Source organism: Streptomyces sp. NPDC059443, assembly GCF_042750105.1.
In the GTDB taxonomy this organism is placed as follows: Bacteria; Actinomycetota; Actinomycetes; order Streptomycetales; family Streptomycetaceae; genus Streptomyces.
In genome coordinates, this window is sequence record NZ_JBHYVM010000025.1 from 106,993 (window position 1) to 127,013 (window position 20,021).

The window sequence follows — 20,021 nt, forward strand, 5'->3', positions numbered from 1 at the left end:
CCCGGTTCCTCGGTGGTGTTTTCACCCGCTGGTCGGTCGGTCTTTTCTGTCCGCGCGCGCCGGCGCCGGGGGGGGCGCCTCGTCGCGGTCGGGGGCGGCCGCCGCGGCCGCGTACCGGCGGATCTCCGCGCGCAGCCGCCGGTCGGCGCCGCCGGAGCGGGCCATCTCCCGGATCCGGGAGATCGTGGCGTCCGTGCATCCGGGGTCGCCGAGCGCGGCTTCCACCAGGGCGGCGTCGGACCCGCGCACGCAGTCCAGTACCGCGTTGACGGCGTAGGTGCGGCGCCCGGCGCGCAGGTCCGCCCCGGTCGACTTGCCCACCTGCTCGGCCTCGCCGAACAGGTCCAGGTAGTCGTCGTGCATCTGCTCGCCGATCCCCACGAGGCGCGCGTACCGGTGCAGCCGCTCGCGGTGTGGTGCGGGGTCCTCGCCCGCGGCCAGCAAGCCCATGGTCAGCGGGGCCAGGATGGAGTACCGGGCGCTCTTGAAGTCCGTGACGGCGTGCAGGAACTCCTCGTCGGGGTCCCCGAGGGTGTCCCGCTCCAGGTCCGCGATCTGTCCGGCCACGGTCTCGGCGGCCGTGCGTATCTGGACGGCCAGCAGGGCCTGGCGGAGCTCGGCGGAGACCTCGGCCTCTAGCAGCACCTGCATCGACAGGAACGCGGCGAGGTCCCCCGCCAGCACGGCGAGGCCGAGGGCGGCCGGCAGGTCGCCGGGGAGCTCCCGGCGGTAGGCGTAGTACGTGGAAGGACCGCCGCGCCGAAGCGGCGCGTCGTCGATGATGTCGTCGTGGACCAGCCCGTGGGTCTGCAGCAGCTCCAGGCTCAGCCCGGCCTCCGCCAGCCCCGGCGGCTCCTCGGTGGTGACCAGCCGGGCGGCCTCGTGGAGCAGTACCACCCGCAGACGCTTCCCGCCGCGCATCGACAGCTCGCGCAGGAGCTCCAGGCAGCGCGGCGCGAACCGGCTCGGCAGCGGGGTGTCGAGCCGGTCGCCGAGGGTGTCGAAGTACCGCTCGAAGCGGGCGTCGAAACGGGTCCGGTGTCCGTGGATCCGCTCCAGGGTGAGGGCGAGGGCGGTAGCGGTGGCCGTGTCGTTCATGAAGATCAGTATCGGGCCGCGGCGACCACCCGCCCGGGCCGGGTCAGGTGTGGCTGGGGGCCGGTGCGGGGGACTCGGCGGGCGGGCTCGCGGGCGTGCTCTGGGCGCCGGGGGTGCTGGGCGTGCCGGGGGTGGCGCCGGTGCCGGGGCTCGCCGGGGCCGTCGGGGACTCCGGGGCGCAGATGATCTCGTCGCGCGGGGTGTAGTGCGTACGGAAGGTCTCGCGCTTCACCTCTTGCCCGCCCCGGACGAAGATCCGGCCCACGGAGACGTCGAAGCCCTCCAGGGGGGTCTGGACCTCGCAGGTGGGTCCGGAGACCGTGCGCTGGACCGGCGGGGTGGTGTGGGTGCGGGGCCCCTTGGTCGCGCGTATCTCGTCGTACTTCTTCGTGCCGAGCAGGGTGATGGTCACCGAGGTGTCGGTCGAGGTGGCGCGGATGGAGACGGGGTGCCCGGAGTCGTTCTGCCAGCGCAGGTCGAGGGTGCCCCAGGCGACGGTGGCCTCGCGGCCCTCGGGGTAGCGCTCGATGTAGAAGGAGTGGGCCCCGTGCTCCACCGGCTTGAGACCGGCGAAGAACATGGCGTTGTACATGGTCGTCGCGACCGCCGAGACACCGCCGCCGGGGGACTTCACGTAGCGGCCGTCGTTGATCATGATGCCGTCGACGAAGCCGTTCTCCGGGGTCCGCTCCCCGACCGTCCCGTTGAAGCTCCACGTCTGCCCCGGCTGGACCACGCCGCCGTTGATGAGCTCCACGGCGCGCGCGATGTTGTGGGTGCGGTAGGGCGCGGAGGGGAAGGCGACGGTGAAGGAGGAGAGCTGCTGGCCGGCCTGGGTCCGGCCCTGGTTCTGGGTCTGACCCTGGTTCTGGGTCTGGCTCTGCCCCTGGCCCGGAGCCTCGGCGGCGGTCGCGGTGCCCAGGGAGAGGGCGCTGAAGCCGAGGACGGCCGCCACGCCGGCCGAGGTCAGGGCGATCCGCTTGGTGGCCGTCCGGCGGTGTGCGCGTCGCATGTCGTTCCCATCGCTGAGGAATGTCGGTTCGGCGCCTGGCAGCCATCCCGAAACCGAAATCCACCAGACCGAAGACAATGGTGAGCCCATTTCTGACCAAAACGGTCAGAATGTGCGGATGCTCACGCCCGGGGCGACCCGGGCCGTCTAAAGGACCGACCGGATCCGGCGGACCAGGACCGACCCGACGAGCGCCAGTCCGCCCGCGAGTGCGTACAGGGCGGTGTACCCGCCGAGGTGGGTCACGACCGGGGCCGCGATCACCGGGGCCAGGACCTGGGGCAGCGCGTTGGCGATGTTGATGACGCCGAGGTCCTTGCCGCGGTCTTCCGCCGTCGGCAGTACGTCCGTGAGCAGGGCGAAATCCACCGATGTGTACACGCCGAAGCCGAGGCCGAGGATCAGCGAGGCGACGACCGCGCCGGTCCAGGTCTGCCAGCCGGCCAGCAGCAGGGTGGCCGCGGAGATGACCAGCCCCGACCAGATGACGTAGGACTTCCGCCGGCCGCTGCGGTCCGACCTGATGCCGCTGATCACCACCGTGGCGAGCAGGGTGACCGCGTTGAGCGCGGTGAGGATCAGCACGCCGGTGTCCGCGTCGTCGGTGTAGTGCACCGCGTCGGTCAGGTAGTAGAGCAGGTACATCGTGCTGATGGAGTAGGACAGGTTCATCAGGAACCGGGTGAGCCAGGCCCAGCCGAAGTCGGGATGGCGGCGCGGATCGATCCAGAAGCCGGTGAGGAAGGCCCGCCAGCGGAAGACCGGCCGGGCGGCGGGGGCGAGGACGCTGTCGCGCCGCATCAGCACGTACGGCACGGCCGCGAGGACCGAGAACCCCGCGCAGGCCAGGTACCCGGCGGTGATCCCGCCCGCGACCGTGGCCAGCCCCGTGCCGATCAGGATGCCGACGACCTGCGAGACGCCGAGCCAGCCGCCGACCAGACCCCGCCGCCGGGGCGGCACCTGGTCGGGGACGGCCGCGGTCAGTGCGGCGAACGCGGCGTTGAGCGCGAGCTGGACCAGGCACCAGCCCGCGATCACGGTGGCGACGCTCGAAGCCAGGGAGAGGACCGCCAGCCCGGCGGCCCCGCCCACGACACCGCCTGCCACCCAGGGGATCCGGCGGCCCACGCGCGCCGTCGTACGGTCGGACAGGGCCCCGAAGACGGGGTTGGCGACCATCGACACGGCCGCGCCCAGTCCCGTCACCACGGCGAGGGTGGTCGCCTTGTGGTCGGGGGTGAGCTGCTCGGTCTGGCGCGCCAGGAGCAGTTGCAGCGGGCCGAACCAGCCGGCCCAGACCCCGAGGTTGGCGAGGGTCAGCGCGCCCACCCACCGCCCGCCCGGTTCGGCGGCGGCGCCCGGGGAGGTGCCGTCCGCCCCGGTGCCGGTCTTTGCGTCCGGCCGCTCGACGGTCATCTGCCGCTGCCGCTCTTGATCAGGTCCCGGTACCAGGCGTACGACTCCTTCGGCGTCCGCCGCTGCGTCTCGTAGTCGACGTGGACGAGCCCGAACCGCTGCCGGTACCCCTCCGCCCACTCGAAGTTGTCGAGGATCGACCAGATGAAGTAGCCGCGGACGTCGGAGCCCTCGGCGATCGCCTCGTGCAGGGCGCGTACGTGGCCCTCGTGGTACGCGATCCGGCGCGCGTCGGCTATGCGGCCCGTGGCGGGGTCCGGCCCGTCCCCGTAGGAGCAGCCGTTCTCGGTGATGTACACCGGCGGCAGCCGGTCACCGTACCGCTCGCGCATGGTGGCGAGCAGTTCGCGCAGTCCGTCCGGGACCACCGGCCAGTCGAAGTCGGTGCGTTCGTACCCTTCGATCTGCCGGATGGAGAAGGGGAGGTCGGAGGGGATCTCGATGCCGCCGAAGGCGGAGGCGTCGCCGGCCGGTGCCGGGGCGCCGACGAGCATCGGGTTGTAGTAGTTGATCCCGTACCAGTCCAGCGGGGCCGAGATCGCCTTCAGGTCCTCCGCGACCGGACCGGGCAGGAGCGCGTCCAGGCCGTCCGGGTAGGCGCCGGTCAGGATCGGGTCCGCGAAGAGGCGGTTCGTGAGCGTGTCGTACAGCGCGGCGGCCTCGCGGTCGGCCTCGCCGTCGCCGGCCGTCCAGACGGGGCTGTGCGATGCCGCGATGCCGATCCGCCGGGCACCCGCCGCGCGCAGGGCCTGTACGCCCAGGCCGTGGGCCAGGAGCTGGTGGTGGGCCGCGGGCAGGGCGTCGAAGACGAGCTGCTTGCCGGGGGCGTGCTCGCCGAGTCCGTAGCCGAGCAGGGTCACTTCGGCGGGCTCGTTGATGGTGATCCACATGGGTACGCGGTCGGCCAGTCGCTGCGCGACCACCGAGGCGTACTCCGCGAACCGCCCGGCGGTGTCGCGGCTGAGCCAGCCGCCCCGCTCCTCCAGGGCGAGCGGGGTGTCCCAGTGGAAGAGCGTGGGCACCGGGTCGATCCCCGAGGCGCACAGCTCGTCCACGAGGCGGTCGTAGAAGTCCAGCCCCTTGAGGTTGACCGGGCCGTGGCCCTCGGGCAGGACGCGGGACCAGGAGACCGAGAACCGGTAGGCGCCGACGCCGAGTTGGGACATGAGCGCCACGTCCTCGCGGTAGCGGCGGTAGTGGTCGGTGGCCACGTCCGCGTGCGAGCCGTCCTTGACGCGCCCCTGCTCCTTGGTGAAGGCGTCCCAGGAGGACGGCCCCCGGCCGTCCGCCGTCGGGGAGCCCTCGATCTGGAAGGCGGAGGCGGAGACTCCCCAGAGGAAGCCGGCCGGGAACTGGGGTGCGGGCGCTGTCATGCGGACTCGCTTCGGTCGGGGAGTGCGGATCCCCAACAGGGCCGTGGGCGGCGCTGCTGGACGCGTTGCTCACGGCACTGTCGGGTCCCCGGCCCCGCCCTGTCAATGGAAAGTGAACAATCCTCAACTTTTACCGGCGCGCGTCGTCCCGGGGGCGTGTACCGAAAGTGGATCTCGAACCGTTCCGCCCTGACCGGGCTTCGCTCTGACCGGCTTGGCTCCGACCGGGCTCGACTCCGACCGGGCTTCGCCCTAGTCGAGCGCGGTGACGCTCCGTACGTGTCGCAGGCCCGGCCCGGCCAGCACCTCGTGCAGTTGCTGGAAGACCTGACGGGCGGCGACGGCGTTCCAGTCCGCGGGAAGCAGTTCGGCGGGGAGACCCGGGTCGAGGTAGGGAAGGCGGCGCCACTCGGTGAGCATCGGGACGTAGTGGCGGAACGCCTCGGCATCGTCAAGGCCGTCCGGCCCGGCGAGCCGGGCCGCGACCGGCGCGTACGCGGCGGTGAAGGCCGCGTACTGCGCCTGGATCGCGGGGAAGTCCCACCAGGAGCTCACCGCCCCGGACAGATCGCTGAATGCGGCGTAGTCGGCCGCCGCGAACAGGTGGACGTACTCGCTGAGTCCGAGCCGCACGAGCATGTCGCGCGCGTCCTCCAGGAGCCGCCCCGGCGCCAGCCACACGCCGGGGGCGATGTTCCCGAAGCCGAGCCAGGTCAGCCGGGTGCGCAGCTGGTAGCGGTGGGAGCGCTCGGACTCCGGTACGGAGAACACCGCCAGGGCCCAGCCGTCCGCCAGGTCCGCCGGTTCCAGGCTGGCGAAGATGCGCCGGTCGCCCGCGTCGAAGACGGGGTGGACGGCGGGGCTGAGCCGGTATCCGGTGGCTCCGCGGCGCTCCGGTTCGAGGACGCCCTTCTTCTTGAGCCGGGAGATCGCCGAGCGCACCGCCTGGCTGTCCACGTCGAGCTCCGACATGAGGGTGATCAGGTCGGCGATGGAGATCCAGCCGCCGCTCCCGCGCAGGAACGCCCCGTAGACCGTACTGATCAGCGAGCTGGGCCTGAGCGGACTGTCCGACATGATCACCTTCCGTAGAGTGCGGTGGTGATCCTACCGAGCGGCGCGTCCCCGGCCTCCCTCCCGGTCCGTCATTCCCCGATCGCGGCCCCCCGTGCCAGGGGCGAGCGCGCGTAGGCGCCGGAGAGCAGGTGCCCCGCTCCGGGAGCCACGGCCGCGAGGTCCAGGGCACGCAGCATCTGGTGGGCGGTGCAGACGGCCGCCGAGACGACCGGCTTCCCGAGCAGCTGCTCGGCCTCCTCGATGGCGCCGAGCGAGGGCATCTGCACGCAGGCGGAGAGGACGATCGCGTCCGCGTCGGAGTGGTCCAGGGCGCGGGCCAGGCCGGGCAGCCTGGCCGGATCGTGGGCGGCGACGTCGAGGTTGTCCGGGATCTCCAGGGCCTGGTAGTCGAGGACTTCGATGCCCTCGTGGGTGAGGTAGTCGACGACGGTCTGCGTCAGGGGACGCATGTACGGGGCCAGCAGCGCCACCTTCTTGGCGCCGATGGTGTGCAGCCCGTGGACCAGGGCCCCGGCACTCGTGACCACGGGGGCGGGGGCCCCGTTCTCCACGGTACGGGCGTGCAGGCGCTCCTCGGAGGTGCGGTGGTAGCCCAGGCCCATGCTCATGATGGCCACCAGGCAGGCATAGCCGAGCACGTCGACGCGCGCGTCCGAGAGCTCCAGGGCGCAGCGGTCGGAGTCGGCGTCCATGGCCCTGAGCTGCTCCGGGGTCACATGGGTCATGCGCATGCGGCTGGAGTGGAAGGTGAACCGCTCGTCCGGCGCGATGGCCGCGCGGGCGCGCAGGATCGCGGGGACCTCGGTCTCCATGGTGACGTTCGAACTCGGCACGATCTGGCCGATGCGGTAGGTACGGGGCGACACGGGCACTCCTCGCTTCTCTCGGTCTTCTTGGTTCTCTTGGCTTTGCGTTCTTTCGGCTCTCAACGAATCCGGCGCGCGTCGACGACCGGGTTGGCGAGGGTGCCGATGAGCTCGACGGTGGCCTCGACCGTGTCACCGGGGACGAGGAACTCGGGCGGCACCATGCCGGCCCCGACGCCGGAGGGGGAGCCCGTCGCGATGACGTCACCGGGCTCCAGGGTCACGCCGGAGCTGATGTCGGCGATGAGCCGGGCGATGGGGAACAGCATGTGGCGGGTGTTGGACTTCTGCTTCGTGACCCCGTTGACCCGCAGTTCGAGATCCAGGGCCATCGGGTCCGGGACCTCGTCGGCGGTGACCACGGCGGGGCCGAAGGGGGCGTAGGAGTCCTGGCCCTTGGAGAAGAACCACTGGCCCGAGCGGCGCTGGTCCCGGGCGCTGATGTCGTTGACGATGCTGTAGCCGAAGATGTGGTCGTACGCCTCCTCCTCCGTCACCCGGAAGGCGGTGCGGCCGATGACCACGGCGAGTTCGCACTCCCAGTCCAGCTGGGTGGTGAGATCGGCGTTGTGCAGGATGGGCTGTCCGGGGCCGGTGACGGCGGTGGCGGGCTTGGAGAACAGCACCGGGCGCGGGGGGAGTTCCTTGTCGGTGTCCAGGCTGCGGCTGGATTCCGCCACGTGCTCCACGTAGTTCAGCCCGACCCCGATGATCTTCCCGGGGCGCAGCGGCGCGCACAGCGTGAGGTCTTCGAGCCGGTGGACGGCCTCGGCGGGCCGGCCGGCCGGGTCGCCCTCCAGCAGCCGGGCGGCGGTCTCCAGGGCGGGGCTGCCGGCCCGGACGAACGCGAGCAGCCCGGAGGGCAGATCCACACCGGCGTGCCGGGCGAGGACCGCGAGGTCGAGGACCAGGTCGTCGACCTGGGCGCCCAGCCGGGCCTCGGGGGCGGTGGTGTCGGTGGTGCCGGTGGTGTCGGGCGTGTGGGTGGTGGTGTACGTCACCAGGCGCATCGGTGGCTCCTCGGAGAGTCGGGGCGGGCGGGGCGGGCGGGGCGGGCGGGGTGGGCGGGGTGGGCGGGGTGGAACGGGCGTGCGGGGCGCTGTTCGGAGCGCCGCCGTACCGGGACCGGTGTCAGGGCCGGCGGTCCGGTACGGCGACGCGGCTCGGGGGTGGCGGCTCGGGGGTGGTGGCTCGGCGCGAGCGGCTCAGGAGGCGGGCTGGTGGCCGCCGTTGTCCGGGTACGCCTCTTCGCGGTGGAAGCCGAGGGAGCGCATGACGGGGAAATCGTTGAAGGAGAACAGGCAGGCGTCCTCGGAGGCGTCGAGGTTGTGGTGCTCGTGCCAGGCCCAGGACGGGACGCAGAAGACGTCGCCCTGCTTCCACTCGAAGCGCTGCCCGGCGATCACCGAGACCCCGTAGCCCTTGGCCGCCGTGTAGATCACCGATCCGGTGTGGCGGTGGGCCAGCGTGGCCTGACCCGGGCGCAGCAGCTGCATGTGGGCGCTCATGGTGGGCATGACCGAGCCGCCGGTCACCGGGTTGGCGTACTCCGCGATGACCCCGTCGTACGGGGAGCCCTCGGTGGCCCGGGCGAGGCCGAGCAGGGCCTCGTAGGTCTGCTCCCACGGATAGGCCAGGAGCGGGGAGTAGGGCCGGGTCCAGGTCTCGGAGCCGTACGGGAGCAGGTTCGCGGCGTAGGTCAGGACCGAGGAGTTGATCACCTTCCCGGGCTGCTGGTACAGGTCGGGGTGGACCTCGTAGAAACCGGCGTCGAGGGCGTTGACCAGCGGGATGTCCAGGCCGTCCTGCCAGATCACCGGGGCGTCCGCGCCGTCGTTCCCGTGCTCGTGCCAGGTGCCGTTGGGGGTGATGGCGAAGTCGCGCGGGCCGACCTTCAGCTTCTGGCCGTCGACGATCGTCCACGCCCCGGTGCCCTCGTGGACGAAGCGCAGCGCGGCTGCCTGGTGGCGGTGGGCGGTCATGGCCTCGCCGGGTCCCATGATCTGCAGTCCGGTGTAGAGGAGCCCGGCGGCGGCGCTGACGTCCTTGCGGCCGGGGTTGACGAGCATGACCACGCGGCGGCCCGCGTCGTCGGCCCGGACGAGGTCCAGGGCCTTGTGGACGAGGGGGCGCAGCTCCTCGTAACGCCACAGCACGGGAACGGACTTGGGCTGCGGGTACCAGGGCTCGATGTCATTGGCCACGGTCCACAGCGCGCCGGCCTCGCGGGCTTCGAGCTCGGCGTAGTACGCGGTGAGTTCGGGGGTGTCGAGGACCCGCGCCCGGCCGATGGCGGTGTCGTCCTGTTCGATGGTCATGCTTCCTCCTCGGGAGTGGCGTACGGGGTGCCGGGCAGGGGGTGGTACAGGGGTCCGGCCGGGGGTGCGGTGAAACTGACCGGCGTACGGGGCCGGTTGTCGACTTCGAGGCGGAAGACGTCGAAGCGGTTGTAGTGCCCGGTGATGTCGTGCATCTGCTTGGGCTGGATGCACCGGGCCAGGTCGATCTCGGCGTAGACGATGCCCTCTTCGTCGACGAGCGGTTCCGTGACCGGGCGGCCGTCGGGGCCGAAGATCCCGGACAGGGCGCTGCGCGGGCGGCTGAACAGGGCCCGGAGCTCCTCGTCCTCCCCGGCGACGGTGTCGATGATCTCCGGGGAGACCGTGGAGCAGGCGACCACGGAGAAGACCTTGCCCTCGAAGCTGTGGGCGGCGGTCCGTACGGCGATGGCGTCGGCCATGTCGTAGTCGGCCGGTGCCACGGGCAGGGCGATGTAACAGGAGGCGTGGACCAGTTCGCCCTGCGCGAGGAGGGTGAAACGGGCCAGGGTGTTGGTGTTCTCCCCGCAGGCGAGGGCACCGAGCGGCCCGACGGGGGTCCGGTGGACGCGCAGCGAGCTGCCGTCGCCGCCGGTCCAGGTGAGCTTCTCGGCCCAGGTGGGCACCAACTTGCGGTGCACGCCCAGGATTTCACCGTCGGGGCCGATGGTGAGCAGGGTGTTGTAGAGGACGCCGAGGCTGTGCGGGGCGCGCTCGTTGACCCCGATGACGAGGACGATCCCGTACTGGCGGGCCGCCGCGCGCAGGGCGTCGACGTGCGGGCCGGGGATGTCCACGGACGCGCGGTGCAGCCGCTCGAACCAGGGCGAGCCCTGGACCGGGTTCATCGTCCAGTTCCAGTACGGATAGCCGGGGACGAACACCTCGGGGAAGACGACGAGTTCGGCCCCGTTCCCGGCGGCTTCGGCGATCAGGGCGACGGCCTTGTCGACGGTGGCGGTGGGGTCGAGGTAGACGGGGGAGGCCTGCACCGCCGCCGCGGTGAAGCGCGGCAGGCTGTACGGGGGCGGACTGTAGGGGGATGGGCCGTTCGGGGGTCGGGTCTCCATGGGATCTCCGATGGTCGTCAGGTCGTCAGGTCGTCTGGTCGTGAGTCGTCTGGTCGTCAGTGGGTGGGCGCGGTGACGCGCGGCAGCCAGCGCTGGTGCACCGGTGCGGCGGGCTGCCGTAGCAGTTCGAGGCGGGGCGGGACCCGGTCGGTGCGGCCGGCCGGCGGCCTTCCGCTGCCGGCCCGCCAGGACCGGGCCCAGGGCGCGGCGGGCCCGTGGTAGCCCTGGGCGGCGGCCGCGTGCAGGGTCCACAGGGGATCGTGGATCTGGGCGCGGCCGACGGCGCACAGGTCGGCCCGGCCGGCCAGGATCACCGAGTTCACGTCGTCGTACGTGGAGATCGCGCCGACGGCGATGGTCACCGCCCCGGTGGCGTTGCGGATCAGATCGGCGTACGGGGTCTGGTAACTGCGGCCGAAGCGGGGCCGTTCGTGGGACACGACCTCGCCCGTCGAGACGTCGATCGCGTCGGCTCCCGCCCCGGTGAGGGCGCGGGCGATCTCCACGGCGTCGGCCTCGCTGAGCCCGCCCGCCGCCCAGTCGGCGGCGGAGATCCGCACCAGCAGCGCCTTCTCGGCTGGCCACACCACCCTTACCGCGCCCAGCACTTCGAGCGGGAAGCGCAGCCGCCCGGCGACGTCTCCGCCGTACTCGTCGGTGCGCCGGTTGGTCAGCGGGGACAGGAACCCGGACATCAAGTGACCGTGCCCGTACTGGAGTTCCAGCACGTCGAAGCCGGCCCGGTCGGCGCGCTCGGCCGCGCGCACGAAGTCCCGTACGACCAGGTCCATATCGGCCCGGTCCACCTCGCGCGGCACCGGGCCGCCTTCGTCCCAGGGCAGCGCCGACGCGGCCAGCAGCGGCCCCTCGGAAGCCCGGCGGCCCGCGTGGGTGAGCTGGATGCCGAGGCAGGTGTCCGACTGGCCGTGCACGAAGCCGGCGATGCGCCGCCAGGCGGCCTCCTGCTCGTCGGTCCACAGGCCCGCACAGTCCGCGCCGGTCCGGCCGGCGGCGCTGACGGCCGTCATCCCGGCGATGACCAGGGCCGCGCCACCGAGGGCCTGCGTACCGAGCTGGACGAGCTCGAAGTCGCCCGGGATCCCGTCGGGGGCCGCGGACAGGGCCATGGGCGGTACGACGACGCGGTTGCGCAGGCGCAGTCCGCCGAGCCGCAGCGGCTGGAACATCGGCGGAACCGGCGCGGAGACGTTGACGGCGGTGGTGAACTCCTCGTCGCGGGCGCGCAGTCCGTCGTACGTGACGCGACGGCTGCGGGTCAGCAGGTTGAAGGCGAACTGCTCCGGGTCCTGGTCGGCGTACCGGTCGATGTTCTCGAACCATTCGAGGCTGGCCTGGGCCGCGCGCTGGGTGGACTCCACCACGGGCTTGCGCTCGTCCTCGTACGCGGCCAGCGCGCTCGGCACGTCGGGGTGCTCGTGCAGACAGGCGGCCAGCGCGAGGGCGTCCTCCATGGCGAGTTTGGTGCCGGAGCCGATGGAGAAGTGCGCGGTGTGCGCGGCGTCCCCGAGCAGCACGGTGTTGGCGTGCCGCCAGGTGCGGTTGCGCACGGTCGTGAAGCGGAGCCACTTGGAGTTGTTGGGGATGAGTCGGTGGCCGTCCAGATGGCCCGCGAAGATCTCCTCGCAGCGCCGGATGCCCTCCTCGTCGCTGGCCCCGGGCGGCAGGTCGAGGCCCGCGGACGCGTCGAAGCCGCCGCGCCGCCACGTGTCCTCGTCCATCTCGACGATGAAGGTGGAACGCGTGTCGTCGTACGGGTACGCGTGTACCTGGAGGGTGCCGAAGTCCCGCTCCTCGACGATGAAGGTGAAGGCCTCGAAGACCTTGTCGGTGCCGAGCCACATGTAGCGGCCGGAGCGCTCGTCGAGGTCGGTGGCGAAGGTGTCGGCATAGGCGGCGCGCGTGGCCGACCGTACGCCGTCGCAGGCGACCACCAGGTCGTATTCGGCGGCGAGTTGCTCCGCGGGCGGGGCCTGGGTCCGGTAGCGGACGTCCACTTCCAGGGCGGCGCACCGCTCCTGGAGGATGCCCAGCAGCCGGCGGCGGCCCAGGGCGGCGAAACCGTGCCCGCCGGAGGTGAGGGTCCGGCCGCGACGGCGGACGTCGATGTCGCTCCAGCGGGCGAACTCCGCCGACATCGCCTCGTGCACGGCGGGATCCGCCTGCGCGATGCCGTCGAGGGTCTCGTCGGAGAAGACGACCCCGAAGCCGAAGGTGTCGTCGGGAGCGTTGCGCTCCCAGACGGTGAGCTCCCAGTGCGGGGAGAGCTGCTTGGCCAGGGCGGCGAAGTACAGGCCGCCCGGCCCGCCTCCGATGACTGCTACGCGCACGGGGCGCCTCCTCGGACGTTCTCGATCAGTTCGGGGGCCTGGGGGCCCGCCTTCGTGAGGACCTCCCGGACCTCGGCGGGCCAGGGGGTGGTCCCGGTGGCGCGGGCCGCGGAATGGGCGATGACCATGCGGCCGCTGGCGGCTTCCGTGCCCTCCTCGCCGTGGACGGTGAAGGCGTAGTGGAGGGAGCTCGTACCGACCTTGGTGATGCGCAGCTCCGTCCGGACGGCCTCGCCGAACCAGAGCCGGGCCCGGTAGTCGGCCTCGAAGTGGACGCGGGGCGTGCTGCCGAACAGGTGGGACAGGCCCAGCCGGCGGAGCAGCACGGCTTCGGCGGCCTCGACCCAGCGCACCACCGTGGAGTGGTGGTAATGGCCGGCGGCGTCGGTGTCGGGCCACTCGACGCGCCGCTCGACGACGACGCTGGGCAGGTGCGGCACCCGGGCCTCGGGGCATCCGGCGGCGCATCCGCCCTCGTCGGCCGTGGCGTCGGCCGTGGCCGTGGCCTTGGCCTCCGGTGGAGCCGGCGCGTGCAGGGTGGCCGACTCCCTTGCCCGGGTGCGGAGTTCACCGCGCCGGAGCTTTCCGGTCTCGGTGCGCGGGAGCTCGGTGACGAACTCCACGGAGCGGGGGTACTTGAACGGGGCTATGGCCGCCTTGACGTGGGACTGGAGCTCCAGGACGGTCGCCGGCCCGGCCGGGACCCCGGCGCGCAGCACCACGTACGCCTTCACGAGCATGCCGCGGCGTTCGTCGGGGACCCCGACGACACCGCAGTCCGCCACGTGGGGATGACCGGCCAGGGCCTTCTCGACCTCGGGCCCCGCGATGTTGTAGCCCGAGGAGACGATCATGTCGTCACTGCGGGCCACGTACCAGAAGTAGCCCTCGGCATCGCGGATGTAGGTGTCACCGGTGAGGTTCCACCCGCCCCGGACGTACGTGGACTGGCGGGGATCGTCGAGATAGCGGCAACCGGTGGGACCGGTCACGGCGAGCAGGCCGGGCTGCCCGTCGGGGACGGGGGCGCCGTGCTCGTCGACCACGGCGGCCCGGTAACCGGGTACGGGTCGGCCCGTGGAGCCGGGCCGGATGTCCTCGTCGGCCGCGGAGATGAACACGTGCAGCATCTCGGTCGCGCCGATGCCGTCGATGATGCGCAGCCCCGTAGCGGCGTGGAACTCCTCCCACACGGCGGAGGGCAGGGGCTCACCCGCCGACACGCAGCGGCGCAGGCCGGCCAGCAGGCCGGTGGCGCCCTCGGCCATGATCGCCCGGTAGGCGGTGGGCGCGGTGAACAGGACGGTCACCCCGTGCGCGGCGACCAGGTCGGCCAGCTGCCGGGGCGTCGCCTGCTCGATGAGCAGGGTCGAGGCACCGACGTGCAGCGGGAAGACCACCAGGCCGCCGAGGCCGAAGGTGAACGCGAGCGGCGGGGTGCCGGTGAACACGTCGTCGGCGCGGGGACGCAGGACGTGCCGGGAGAACGTGTCGGCGTTGGCGAGGACGTCCCGGTGGAAATGCAGGGTGGCCTTGGGTCGCCCGGTCGTACCGGAAGTGAAGGCGATCAGCGCCACGTCGTCCGCGGCGGTGTCCACGGTGTCGAAGGCACCGTCCTTGGCGGCGCAGCGGGCCGTGAGGTCGCCGGGGCCGGAGCCGCCGTACGGGATCACCCGGAGGTTCGCTCCGTCATCGGCGGCCGCCGCGTCGGTGAGCTCGTCGAGGTAGCGGTGGTCGCACAGGGCCACGGAGGGCCGGCTGATCCCGCACAGCTCGGCGAGCTCGGAGGCGCGCAGCAGCGGCACGGTGGTGACGGCCACGCAGCCGGCCTTGAGCACGCCGAACCAGGCGGCGACGAGCCAGGGGTTGTTCGGCCCGCGCAGCAGAACCCGGTTCCCGGGCAACAGGCCCAGGTCCTCGGTGAGCACCTGGGCGACCTGGTCGGCACGCTGCCGCAGTTCGCCGTAGCTCCAGCGCTCGGTCGGAGTGAGCAGACAGGGGCGGTCGGGGCCCCAGCGCTCGACGGCGTCGTCGAGCAGGCTGCGGGCGCAGTTGAGCCGGTCCGGGTAGTCCAACTCCGGCAGATCGAAGTGGAGTTCGGGCCAGAGGTGGAACGGGGGAAGCCGGTCGCGGCAGAAGGAGTCGGCATGTGCCGAGGGGGAGAGCTCCATGGGGCGGCACCTCAATCAGGGAGCAGCGGGGGAGATGGGCCAAGTATCTCGATATTTTGGCGTCCGTCAATTCTTCGCGATATTTCAATGCGGGACCGGCCTCCCGGCGCCTGGCCTGAGGCCGCACCCCCGGCGCCGGATGCGGCGCCGCTCCCGGAGCCTGCCGGCCCGCTTCGACCCTCTTCGGCCCGCTTCGACGGGCCTCAGGCGGCTGGGACGCGCACGCGCACGGATTTCCCGAACTCGTGTGCCGTGACGGTGAGTTCGCCGCCGCTCTCGGCCGTCATCAGCTGCACGATCAGCAGCCCCCGCCCGTCCTCGGCATCCGGATCGACCTCGTCCCGGGGGTGCGGCAGTCGGGGGAGCGAGGCTGCCCGGTCGGAGACTTCGAGCTGGAGCCATCCGCCCCGCAGGGTGATCCCGACGCGCATGCGGCCGGTGGCCGGCCCCGCGGCGTGCAGGACGACATTGCCGACGAGTTCGCTGACGGCCAGCAGCAGGACGTCCGCGGTGTCGGCGGCGACCCGCCAGCCTTCGAGGAGGGTGCGGACGCGGGTCCGGACCAGGGGGACGGTGGCCGCGGTGGGGGTGGCGGCCCAGTGGGCGAAGCCGCGGACCCGGGAGGGGGTGTCGACGACCGGGCCGGCGGGGAAGGGGGTGGTGGTGAGCATGACGTGCTCCCGGAGGGGAAGGCGACGACACTCGCACTTTGACTCGTGTCACTGACAGTCGATTCGGACTGCCCGCGCTCTTGTGGTCTGCGGAAACGCGTCGCTAGAGTTGTGGTAACACGTGTAACAAGCTAAGTCTCACCAAGGACCGGCGCAAGCATTTCGGACATACGTTACGAACCCGTGCCCCGCGCCTATGCCTGGACCGGAACCAGAACCTCAATGTGGACCCGTCGGCCCCGAGGCCGCGCAGATTGGAAGAGCCTCAATGACGCAATCGCCCCCTGCCCCCACTTCCGCTCCCACCTTTGAGATGGCGGATATGACGTGGCCGCCTCCGCCGTTCCAGTCACCGGTGATACCGGTGACGGACGGAGAGGGGGTGCGTCACTTCCATGGGGTGACGTATGCAACGACGCCGGGTTTCCGGCCTCGGTTGTTGGATGTGCGGGTTCCGGCGGGTGAGGGTCCGTTCCCGGTGGTGGTGTGGATCCACGGGGGTGGCTGGCTGGACGGCGACCGGCGTTATCCGCCGCCGACGGTGCCGGTGGAGCTGCTCCACGGGGCGGTGGCGGCGGCGGGTCTGGCGTTGGTGTCGGTGGATTACCGGCACAGCCTGGAGGCACCGTTCCCGGCTCAGCTGCACGATGTGAAGGCCGCGATCCGCTACGTCCGCAAGTTCGCAGCAGTCCTGGGCGTGGACGGGGACCGGATCGGGGTGTGGGGCGAGTCCGCGGGCGGCCACCTCGCCGCCCTGGCGGGCCTGGTCGGCCCGCACAGCACCGACGCGGCCGCACTGGAGGGTACGCACGGGGTGGGCTCGGGCGACACGGGCGTACGGGCTGTCGTCGACTGGTACGGAGTCTCCGACCTGACTAGCATCGCCGACCATCCCATGCCGGAGATGCCGCCGCTGCCCGCCGGGATGGACTTCCCCGACCCCTACACCGCCCTGCTGGGCGGCACTGAAACCGACCGTCCCGCACTCGCGAGGGCGGCGAGCCCGGTCACCTACGCCACCGCAGGCTCCACCCCGCCGCCGTTCCTCCTCATCCACGGGACCCAGGACGGGCTGGTCCCCTACAGCCAGAGCGAACAGCTCGCCGAAGCCCTCACCAGGGCAGGCGGCCAGGCCACCCTGCGGCCCGTCGAAGGCGCCGACCACATCTTCCTCGGATCCCCCGACATCGAAGCCATCGTCACGGAATCCGTCACCTTCCTCACCCACCACCTCAACGCGAAGGCCTGACAGCACCCCGTAACCCGGACGCCGCAACCAGGCCGGCCCCGCCGAGACCGGTCAAGCCAAACCGGCCGGCCCCGGGCGGCGCGCCGGTGTCCGGGACCGTCGGGGGGCGGCCACGAACACCGGACGCCGTCACCGAGCGGGGGCGGGGTCACCGAAACGCCGTTCTGATGCCCCCGCCGCCTCCCGGGCGCCTATTGCCGGTCGGACCTACCCCGCCCGGTCCAGCGTCACTTCGGTGTGGGTCGGAGTAGACCGCCACATCGCACTGAGGAGGGGGTCCTGCTCGATGAGGCGGAGTGTGGCCGAGAGCGCGTCCGCTCCGGGCCCGCCGATGGCGGCATGGTCGAAGCCGTTGTCCCCGGCGCCGCTGACGTGCAGGCCCGCCCAGGCGGGGTCTTTGGCAAAGCATGCCTGGAACTCGACCTTCCAGTACTGGGGCTGCCAGTACGGATCGCTCCGGTCGCCGTCACCGTCACCGTCATCATTGACGGCCAGTAGCCGTCCCAGGGACACCGCGGGCCGACCGGCGTTCCAGTCCCAGACGCCCCACTCCACGATGAAGCCGTCCCCGTCGTCGTCCGTGGCCTCGATCCCTTCGACCGGGACCTGTACGAACTCCTCGAAAGCAGCCCACGCCGCTTCCATGGCGCAGGCCCCACCAGGGGTGACGCCGTGCCGGCCCAGAATCTCCTGGAGCGCTGCGGCACTTGATCGCCAGGGTATGGACATGCCGTCAGGTTAACCATGGGCCGCGCGCCCCATGCTCCGCGGGGACGGTCTAAGACGTCTGGCGGTGGATCAGGATCGCCTCTATGTCGGGGACCGGCGCGGTCGTGCCCGTCTCGATCAGTTCGTGCACGGCGTCCGCGATGCGGGCGGGCGGGGCCAGGTCCAGGCGGATCGAGGTCAGGGCGGGCTGCTGGAGGGCGGAGAGGACCAGGTCGTCGGAGCCCACGATCGCCACGTCGTCGGGTACGACGATCCCCTCCGCGCGGAACGCGTGCAGCAGGAGCGCGGCGTACTCGTCGTTGTAGGCGAACACGGCGTCCAGGCCGAGGCTCGCCCAGCGGCGGGCGAGGGCGGTGGCGGACTCGCGGGTGTAGGCGAGTTCCACCGGGACGACGGTGGCCATGTGGCGGGCGGCCACCGACTCGGCGCCGGCCAGGCGGGGGCCGGCGAGGGTGCCGAGGCCGCGTTCCTGGGGCATGATCACGCCGATACGGGTTCGGCCGCGGGCGATCAGGTGTTCCGCCGCGGTGGCGCCGATGCGGGCGTGGTCGAAGCCGATGGTGTGCACGCCCGCCACGGGGTGGGCCGCGAAGGCGAGCAGCCCCCGTACCCCGGCGCGCCGCAGCAGCTCGGCGGCCTCCGGGGTGAACCGGTCGCCGTCGAGGGCGACGACGGCCGCAGGGCGCAGCTCGGCCCAGGCGCGGGCGGCGGTGAGGGGGTCGGCGAAGCGGCCCGCGTGCAGGACGGCGGTGTAACCGCGCCGGTCGAGCTCGCTGTGGAGATCGTCGACCCAGTCGCTGACGAGACGCCCGACCGCGGAGATCGACGCGGGCATCAGGACGAGGTTGCTGCGACCGGCACGCAGGGACCGGGCCGCGGCGTGCGGTACGTAGCCGAGCTGCTTGGCGGCGTCGAGGACGCGGGCGCGGGTGGCTTCGCTGACGCGATGGCCCTGGGTGTCGTTGAGGACGAAGGAGACCGTGGCTCGCGACACCCCGGCGAGCCGCGCCACGTCGGCGCTGGTGAGCGACGTGCGTGCGGGGGTGGACGTGGGGGCGGGAGTGTCTTTGGCCATGACGTCCCTCGACGCTCCTTTTGATCGGCTCGCTGCCTTCCCTTCGAAGGTTACACGAGTTAGATCAACGGAGCGCGGGACCGCCCAGACGTGCGGGACCGCCCCCGGTCGCGCCCCCGGCCGCCCCCCGGTCGGCCCCGCGACCTCCCTGGACGCCGCTCCGGCCGCAGCGCTACGACGGCCGCGGGATCGCCGCCTCGTGGAGCCGCCGGGAGTCGCCGGCCAGGTCGTCGAGCGCGGTGACCACGGAGTCGAAGCGCATCGTCGTGCGCGTGTCCTTCCCGTACGGGTTCCAGCGCGGCATGTCCGGGTGGTTCGGGTCGCCGGTTCGGGCGAAGGCGATCCAGGCCCGGTGCATGGTGTGCGCGAGGCCGTCGCGGACGGCAGGGGTCAGTCCCTCGGTGAAGGGTGCGTGGGCCCATTGGTCGAAGTTCGCGAAGGCGAAGGGGAGTTCCAGACAGTGTGCCGCGCCGAGCCGGCCCTCGTACGCGGGTGAGGGGAGGTCGAACTGGTACGCCCACACGGGGTGGCCCGCCGCCGCCCTGGCCTCGGCCAGCCGGACGGCGGGGACACGGAACAGCTCGTCCGTGATGAGGTCCATCAGGACGTCGGCCGGCCGGGCGCCGGGCCGGGTGCGCTCGTACGCCGCGTACACGCCGGGGGCGGCCTCCGGCCCGAAGGTGTCCGCGATCCGGCCGGTCACCTGCGCGCGGTCGGAGGCGGCGTAGCCCTCGTCCAGCGCGAAGCCGAAGTTGGCCTCCTCGCGGGTCCAGCCGATCATCACCTCGATGCCGGCCGCTGCCCCGTGCAGCAGGGCCTCGGCCGGGTGGCGGTGGAGGGTGAAGCCGTCGACGACGGGCAGGAACGGTGTCGGCCAGTAGCCCCAGCGCATCGTCCGGGCGAAGAGTCCTCCGCCGGCCCCGATCAGCGCGGGCCAGGGCAGGGAGCGCAGTTCGGCCGGGGTCTTGACCCCGGCGATCTCCAGATAGGCGGCGGTGCGCTCCGAGTGGGCGTCGGGGGCGGGGAGATCGAGTCCGAAGGGCGGGCTCATCAGGATCACCCGCCGGATCAGTCCCTGGGTTTCGGGGAGTCCGGCGAGCGCGGCGGTGGACACCGCGCCGCCCGACTGGCCCGCGACGGTGATCGAGTCCGGGTCGCCGCCGAAGGAAGCGATGTTCTCCCGCACCCAGCGCAGGGCGGCCAACTGGTCGGTCAGCCAGTGGTTGGCGCCGCTGCCCTCGCCGAAGAAGGCTCCGTCGTCGCCGGACTCGCCGTCGCCGGTACGGTCCTCCGGGCCGGTGTAGAGGTAACCCAGGGGGCCGATGCGGTAGTTGATGCCGACCACGACGAGGTCTCCGTCGCGGGCGAAGGTCTCGCCGGAGTACACGGGCAGCGATCCCGAGCCGGAGACGAAGCCGCCGCCGTGGATCCAGACCAGCACGGGTCGCCGGGCGTCGTCGGCCGCGGGCGTCCAGATGTTGAGGGTCAGGCAGTCCTCGTCGAAGGGGGGGGGGGGCCGGGCGCCGCCGCCGCCCCGGACGCCCC

16 protein-coding genes and 1 pseudogene are annotated in these 20,021 nt (G+C 72.3%); 1 reads left to right on the forward strand and 16 read right to left on the reverse strand.

All coding sequences use genetic code 11. The features are described 5' to 3' along the window. Positions 1-21: 21 nt before the first annotated feature. The 13 genes and pseudogenes from ACFXDJ_RS23660 to ACFXDJ_RS23720 form a co-directional block, all read right to left on the reverse strand. Positions 22-1,098 (reverse strand): polyprenyl synthetase family protein, encoded by a 1,077-nt coding sequence (locus ACFXDJ_RS23660; protein ID WP_384850210.1) that lies wholly within the window; start codon positions 1,096-1,098, stop codon positions 22-24. 43 nt (positions 1,099-1,141) lie between these two features. After that, complete coding sequence (locus ACFXDJ_RS23665) at positions 1,142-2,110, reverse strand: VanW family protein (RefSeq protein WP_384654664.1); 969 nt, start codon at positions 2,108-2,110, stop codon at positions 1,142-1,144. Positions 2,111-2,257: 147 nt separating this feature from the next. After that, a complete protein-coding gene (locus ACFXDJ_RS23670) occupies positions 2,258-3,529 on the reverse strand; it encodes an MFS transporter (RefSeq protein WP_384654661.1) in 1,272 nt (423 codons plus the stop codon). Continuing rightward, a complete protein-coding gene (locus ACFXDJ_RS23675) occupies positions 3,526-4,902 on the reverse strand; it encodes a GH1 family beta-glucosidase (RefSeq protein ID WP_384654658.1) in 1,377 nt (458 codons plus the stop codon). The genes ACFXDJ_RS23670 and ACFXDJ_RS23675 overlap by 4 nt, the downstream gene beginning before the upstream one ends. A gap of 252 nt (positions 4,903-5,154) precedes the next feature. Continuing rightward, positions 5,155-5,979: a PaaX family transcriptional regulator C-terminal domain-containing protein gene (locus ACFXDJ_RS23680; protein WP_384850213.1), complete on the reverse strand. Its 825-nt coding sequence runs from the start codon at positions 5,977-5,979 to the stop codon at positions 5,155-5,157. 68 nt (positions 5,980-6,047) lie between these two features. After that, a complete protein-coding gene (locus tag ACFXDJ_RS23685) occupies positions 6,048-6,791 on the reverse strand; it encodes an Asp/Glu racemase (protein WP_384654697.1) in 744 nt (247 codons plus the stop codon). Positions 6,792-6,904: 113 nt separating this feature from the next. After that, on the reverse strand, positions 6,905-7,855 hold the full coding sequence (locus tag ACFXDJ_RS23690) for a fumarylacetoacetate hydrolase family protein (protein ID WP_384654652.1): 951 nt from the start codon (positions 7,853-7,855) through the stop codon (positions 6,905-6,907). A gap of 195 nt (positions 7,856-8,050) precedes the next feature. Further along, positions 8,051-9,163, reverse strand: a complete 1,113-nt coding sequence (locus ACFXDJ_RS23695; RefSeq protein ID WP_384850216.1) for a cupin domain-containing protein — start codon at positions 9,161-9,163, stop codon at positions 8,051-8,053. After that, positions 9,160-10,233, reverse strand: coding sequence for a carbon-nitrogen hydrolase family protein (locus ACFXDJ_RS23700; protein WP_384850219.1), 1,074 nt, complete (start codon positions 10,231-10,233; stop codon positions 9,160-9,162). Before ACFXDJ_RS23700 ends, ACFXDJ_RS23695 begins: the two co-directional genes overlap by 4 nt. Positions 10,234-10,289: 56 nt before the next feature. Continuing rightward, a complete protein-coding gene (locus ACFXDJ_RS23705; RefSeq protein WP_384850222.1) occupies positions 10,290-12,581 on the reverse strand; it encodes an FAD-dependent monooxygenase in 2,292 nt (763 codons plus the stop codon). Beyond that, positions 12,572-13,021: an acyl-CoA thioesterase gene (locus tag ACFXDJ_RS23710; RefSeq protein WP_384850240.1), complete on the reverse strand. Its 450-nt coding sequence runs from the start codon at positions 13,019-13,021 to the stop codon at positions 12,572-12,574. The genes ACFXDJ_RS23705 and ACFXDJ_RS23710 overlap by 10 nt, the downstream gene beginning before the upstream one ends. A 117-nt stretch (positions 13,022-13,138) precedes the next feature. Then, positions 13,139-14,752, reverse strand: a pseudogene (locus ACFXDJ_RS23715) (AMP-binding protein); the annotation flags it as partial. A gap of 203 nt (positions 14,753-14,955) precedes the next feature. Continuing rightward, positions 14,956-15,423 carry an ATP-binding protein gene (locus ACFXDJ_RS23720; protein ID WP_384850225.1) on the reverse strand — a complete coding sequence of 156 codons (468 nt, stop codon included), beginning with the start codon at positions 15,421-15,423 and terminating at the stop codon, positions 14,956-14,958. A 322-nt stretch (positions 15,424-15,745) separates the two neighbouring features. Between ACFXDJ_RS23720 and ACFXDJ_RS23725 the strand changes: the two genes are divergently transcribed. After that, entirely contained in the window at positions 15,746-16,672 is a 927-nt protein-coding gene (locus tag ACFXDJ_RS23725) for an alpha/beta hydrolase fold domain-containing protein (RefSeq protein WP_384850228.1), read from the forward strand. Positions 16,673-16,879: 207 nt separating this feature from the next. Here ACFXDJ_RS23725 and ACFXDJ_RS23730 read toward each other — a convergent pair whose 3' ends face one another. The 3 genes from ACFXDJ_RS23730 to ACFXDJ_RS23740 all read right to left on the reverse strand — a co-directional run. Beyond that, complete coding sequence (locus tag ACFXDJ_RS23730; protein WP_384850231.1) at positions 16,880-17,401, reverse strand: hypothetical protein; 522 nt, start codon at positions 17,399-17,401, stop codon at positions 16,880-16,882. Between the two features lie 49 nt (positions 17,402-17,450). Then, on the reverse strand, positions 17,451-18,476 hold the full coding sequence (locus ACFXDJ_RS23735; protein ID WP_384660516.1) for a LacI family DNA-binding transcriptional regulator: 1,026 nt from the start codon (positions 18,474-18,476) through the stop codon (positions 17,451-17,453). Between the two features lie 172 nt (positions 18,477-18,648). Then, positions 18,649-20,021 (reverse strand): carboxylesterase/lipase family protein (locus ACFXDJ_RS23740; RefSeq protein WP_384850234.1); only part of this gene is annotated, 1,373 nt, incomplete at its 5' end.

Coding starts and splice junctions, on each gene's coding strand:
- ACFXDJ_RS23665 (WP_384654664.1), bottom strand. CDS start 2,110: ATGCGACGCGCACACCGCCGGACGGCCACCAAGCGGATCGCCCTGACC.
- ACFXDJ_RS23680 (WP_384850213.1), bottom strand. CDS start 5,979: ATGTCGGACAGTCCGCTCAGGCCCAGCTCGCTGATCAGTACGGTCTAC.
- ACFXDJ_RS23675 (WP_384654658.1), bottom strand. CDS start 4,902: ATGACAGCGCCCGCACCCCAGTTCCCGGCCGGCTTCCTCTGGGGAGTC.
- ACFXDJ_RS23730 (WP_384850231.1), bottom strand. CDS start 17,401: ATGTCCATACCCTGGCGATCAAGTGCCGCAGCGCTCCAGGAGATTCTG.
- ACFXDJ_RS23660 (WP_384850210.1), bottom strand. CDS start 1,098: ATGAACGACACGGCCACCGCTACCGCCCTCGCCCTCACCCTGGAGCGG.
- ACFXDJ_RS23720 (WP_384850225.1), bottom strand. CDS start 15,423: ATGCTCACCACCACCCCCTTCCCCGCCGGCCCGGTCGTCGACACCCCC.
- ACFXDJ_RS23725 (WP_384850228.1), top strand. CDS start 15,746: ATGACGTGGCCGCCTCCGCCGTTCCAGTCACCGGTGATACCGGTGACG.
- ACFXDJ_RS23685 (WP_384654697.1), bottom strand. CDS start 6,791: ATGGAGACCGAGGTCCCCGCGATCCTGCGCGCCCGCGCGGCCATCGCG.
- ACFXDJ_RS23700 (WP_384850219.1), bottom strand. CDS start 10,233: ATGGAGACCCGACCCCCGAACGGCCCATCCCCCTACAGTCCGCCCCCG.
- ACFXDJ_RS23690 (WP_384654652.1), bottom strand. CDS start 7,855: ATGCGCCTGGTGACGTACACCACCACCCACACGCCCGACACCACCGGC.
- ACFXDJ_RS23670 (WP_384654661.1), bottom strand. CDS start 3,529: ATGACCGTCGAGCGGCCGGACGCAAAGACCGGCACCGGGGCGGACGGC.
- ACFXDJ_RS23735 (WP_384660516.1), bottom strand. CDS start 18,476: ATGGCCAAAGACACTCCCGCCCCCACGTCCACCCCCGCACGCACGTCG.
- ACFXDJ_RS23695 (WP_384850216.1), bottom strand. CDS start 9,163: ATGACCATCGAACAGGACGACACCGCCATCGGCCGGGCGCGGGTCCTC.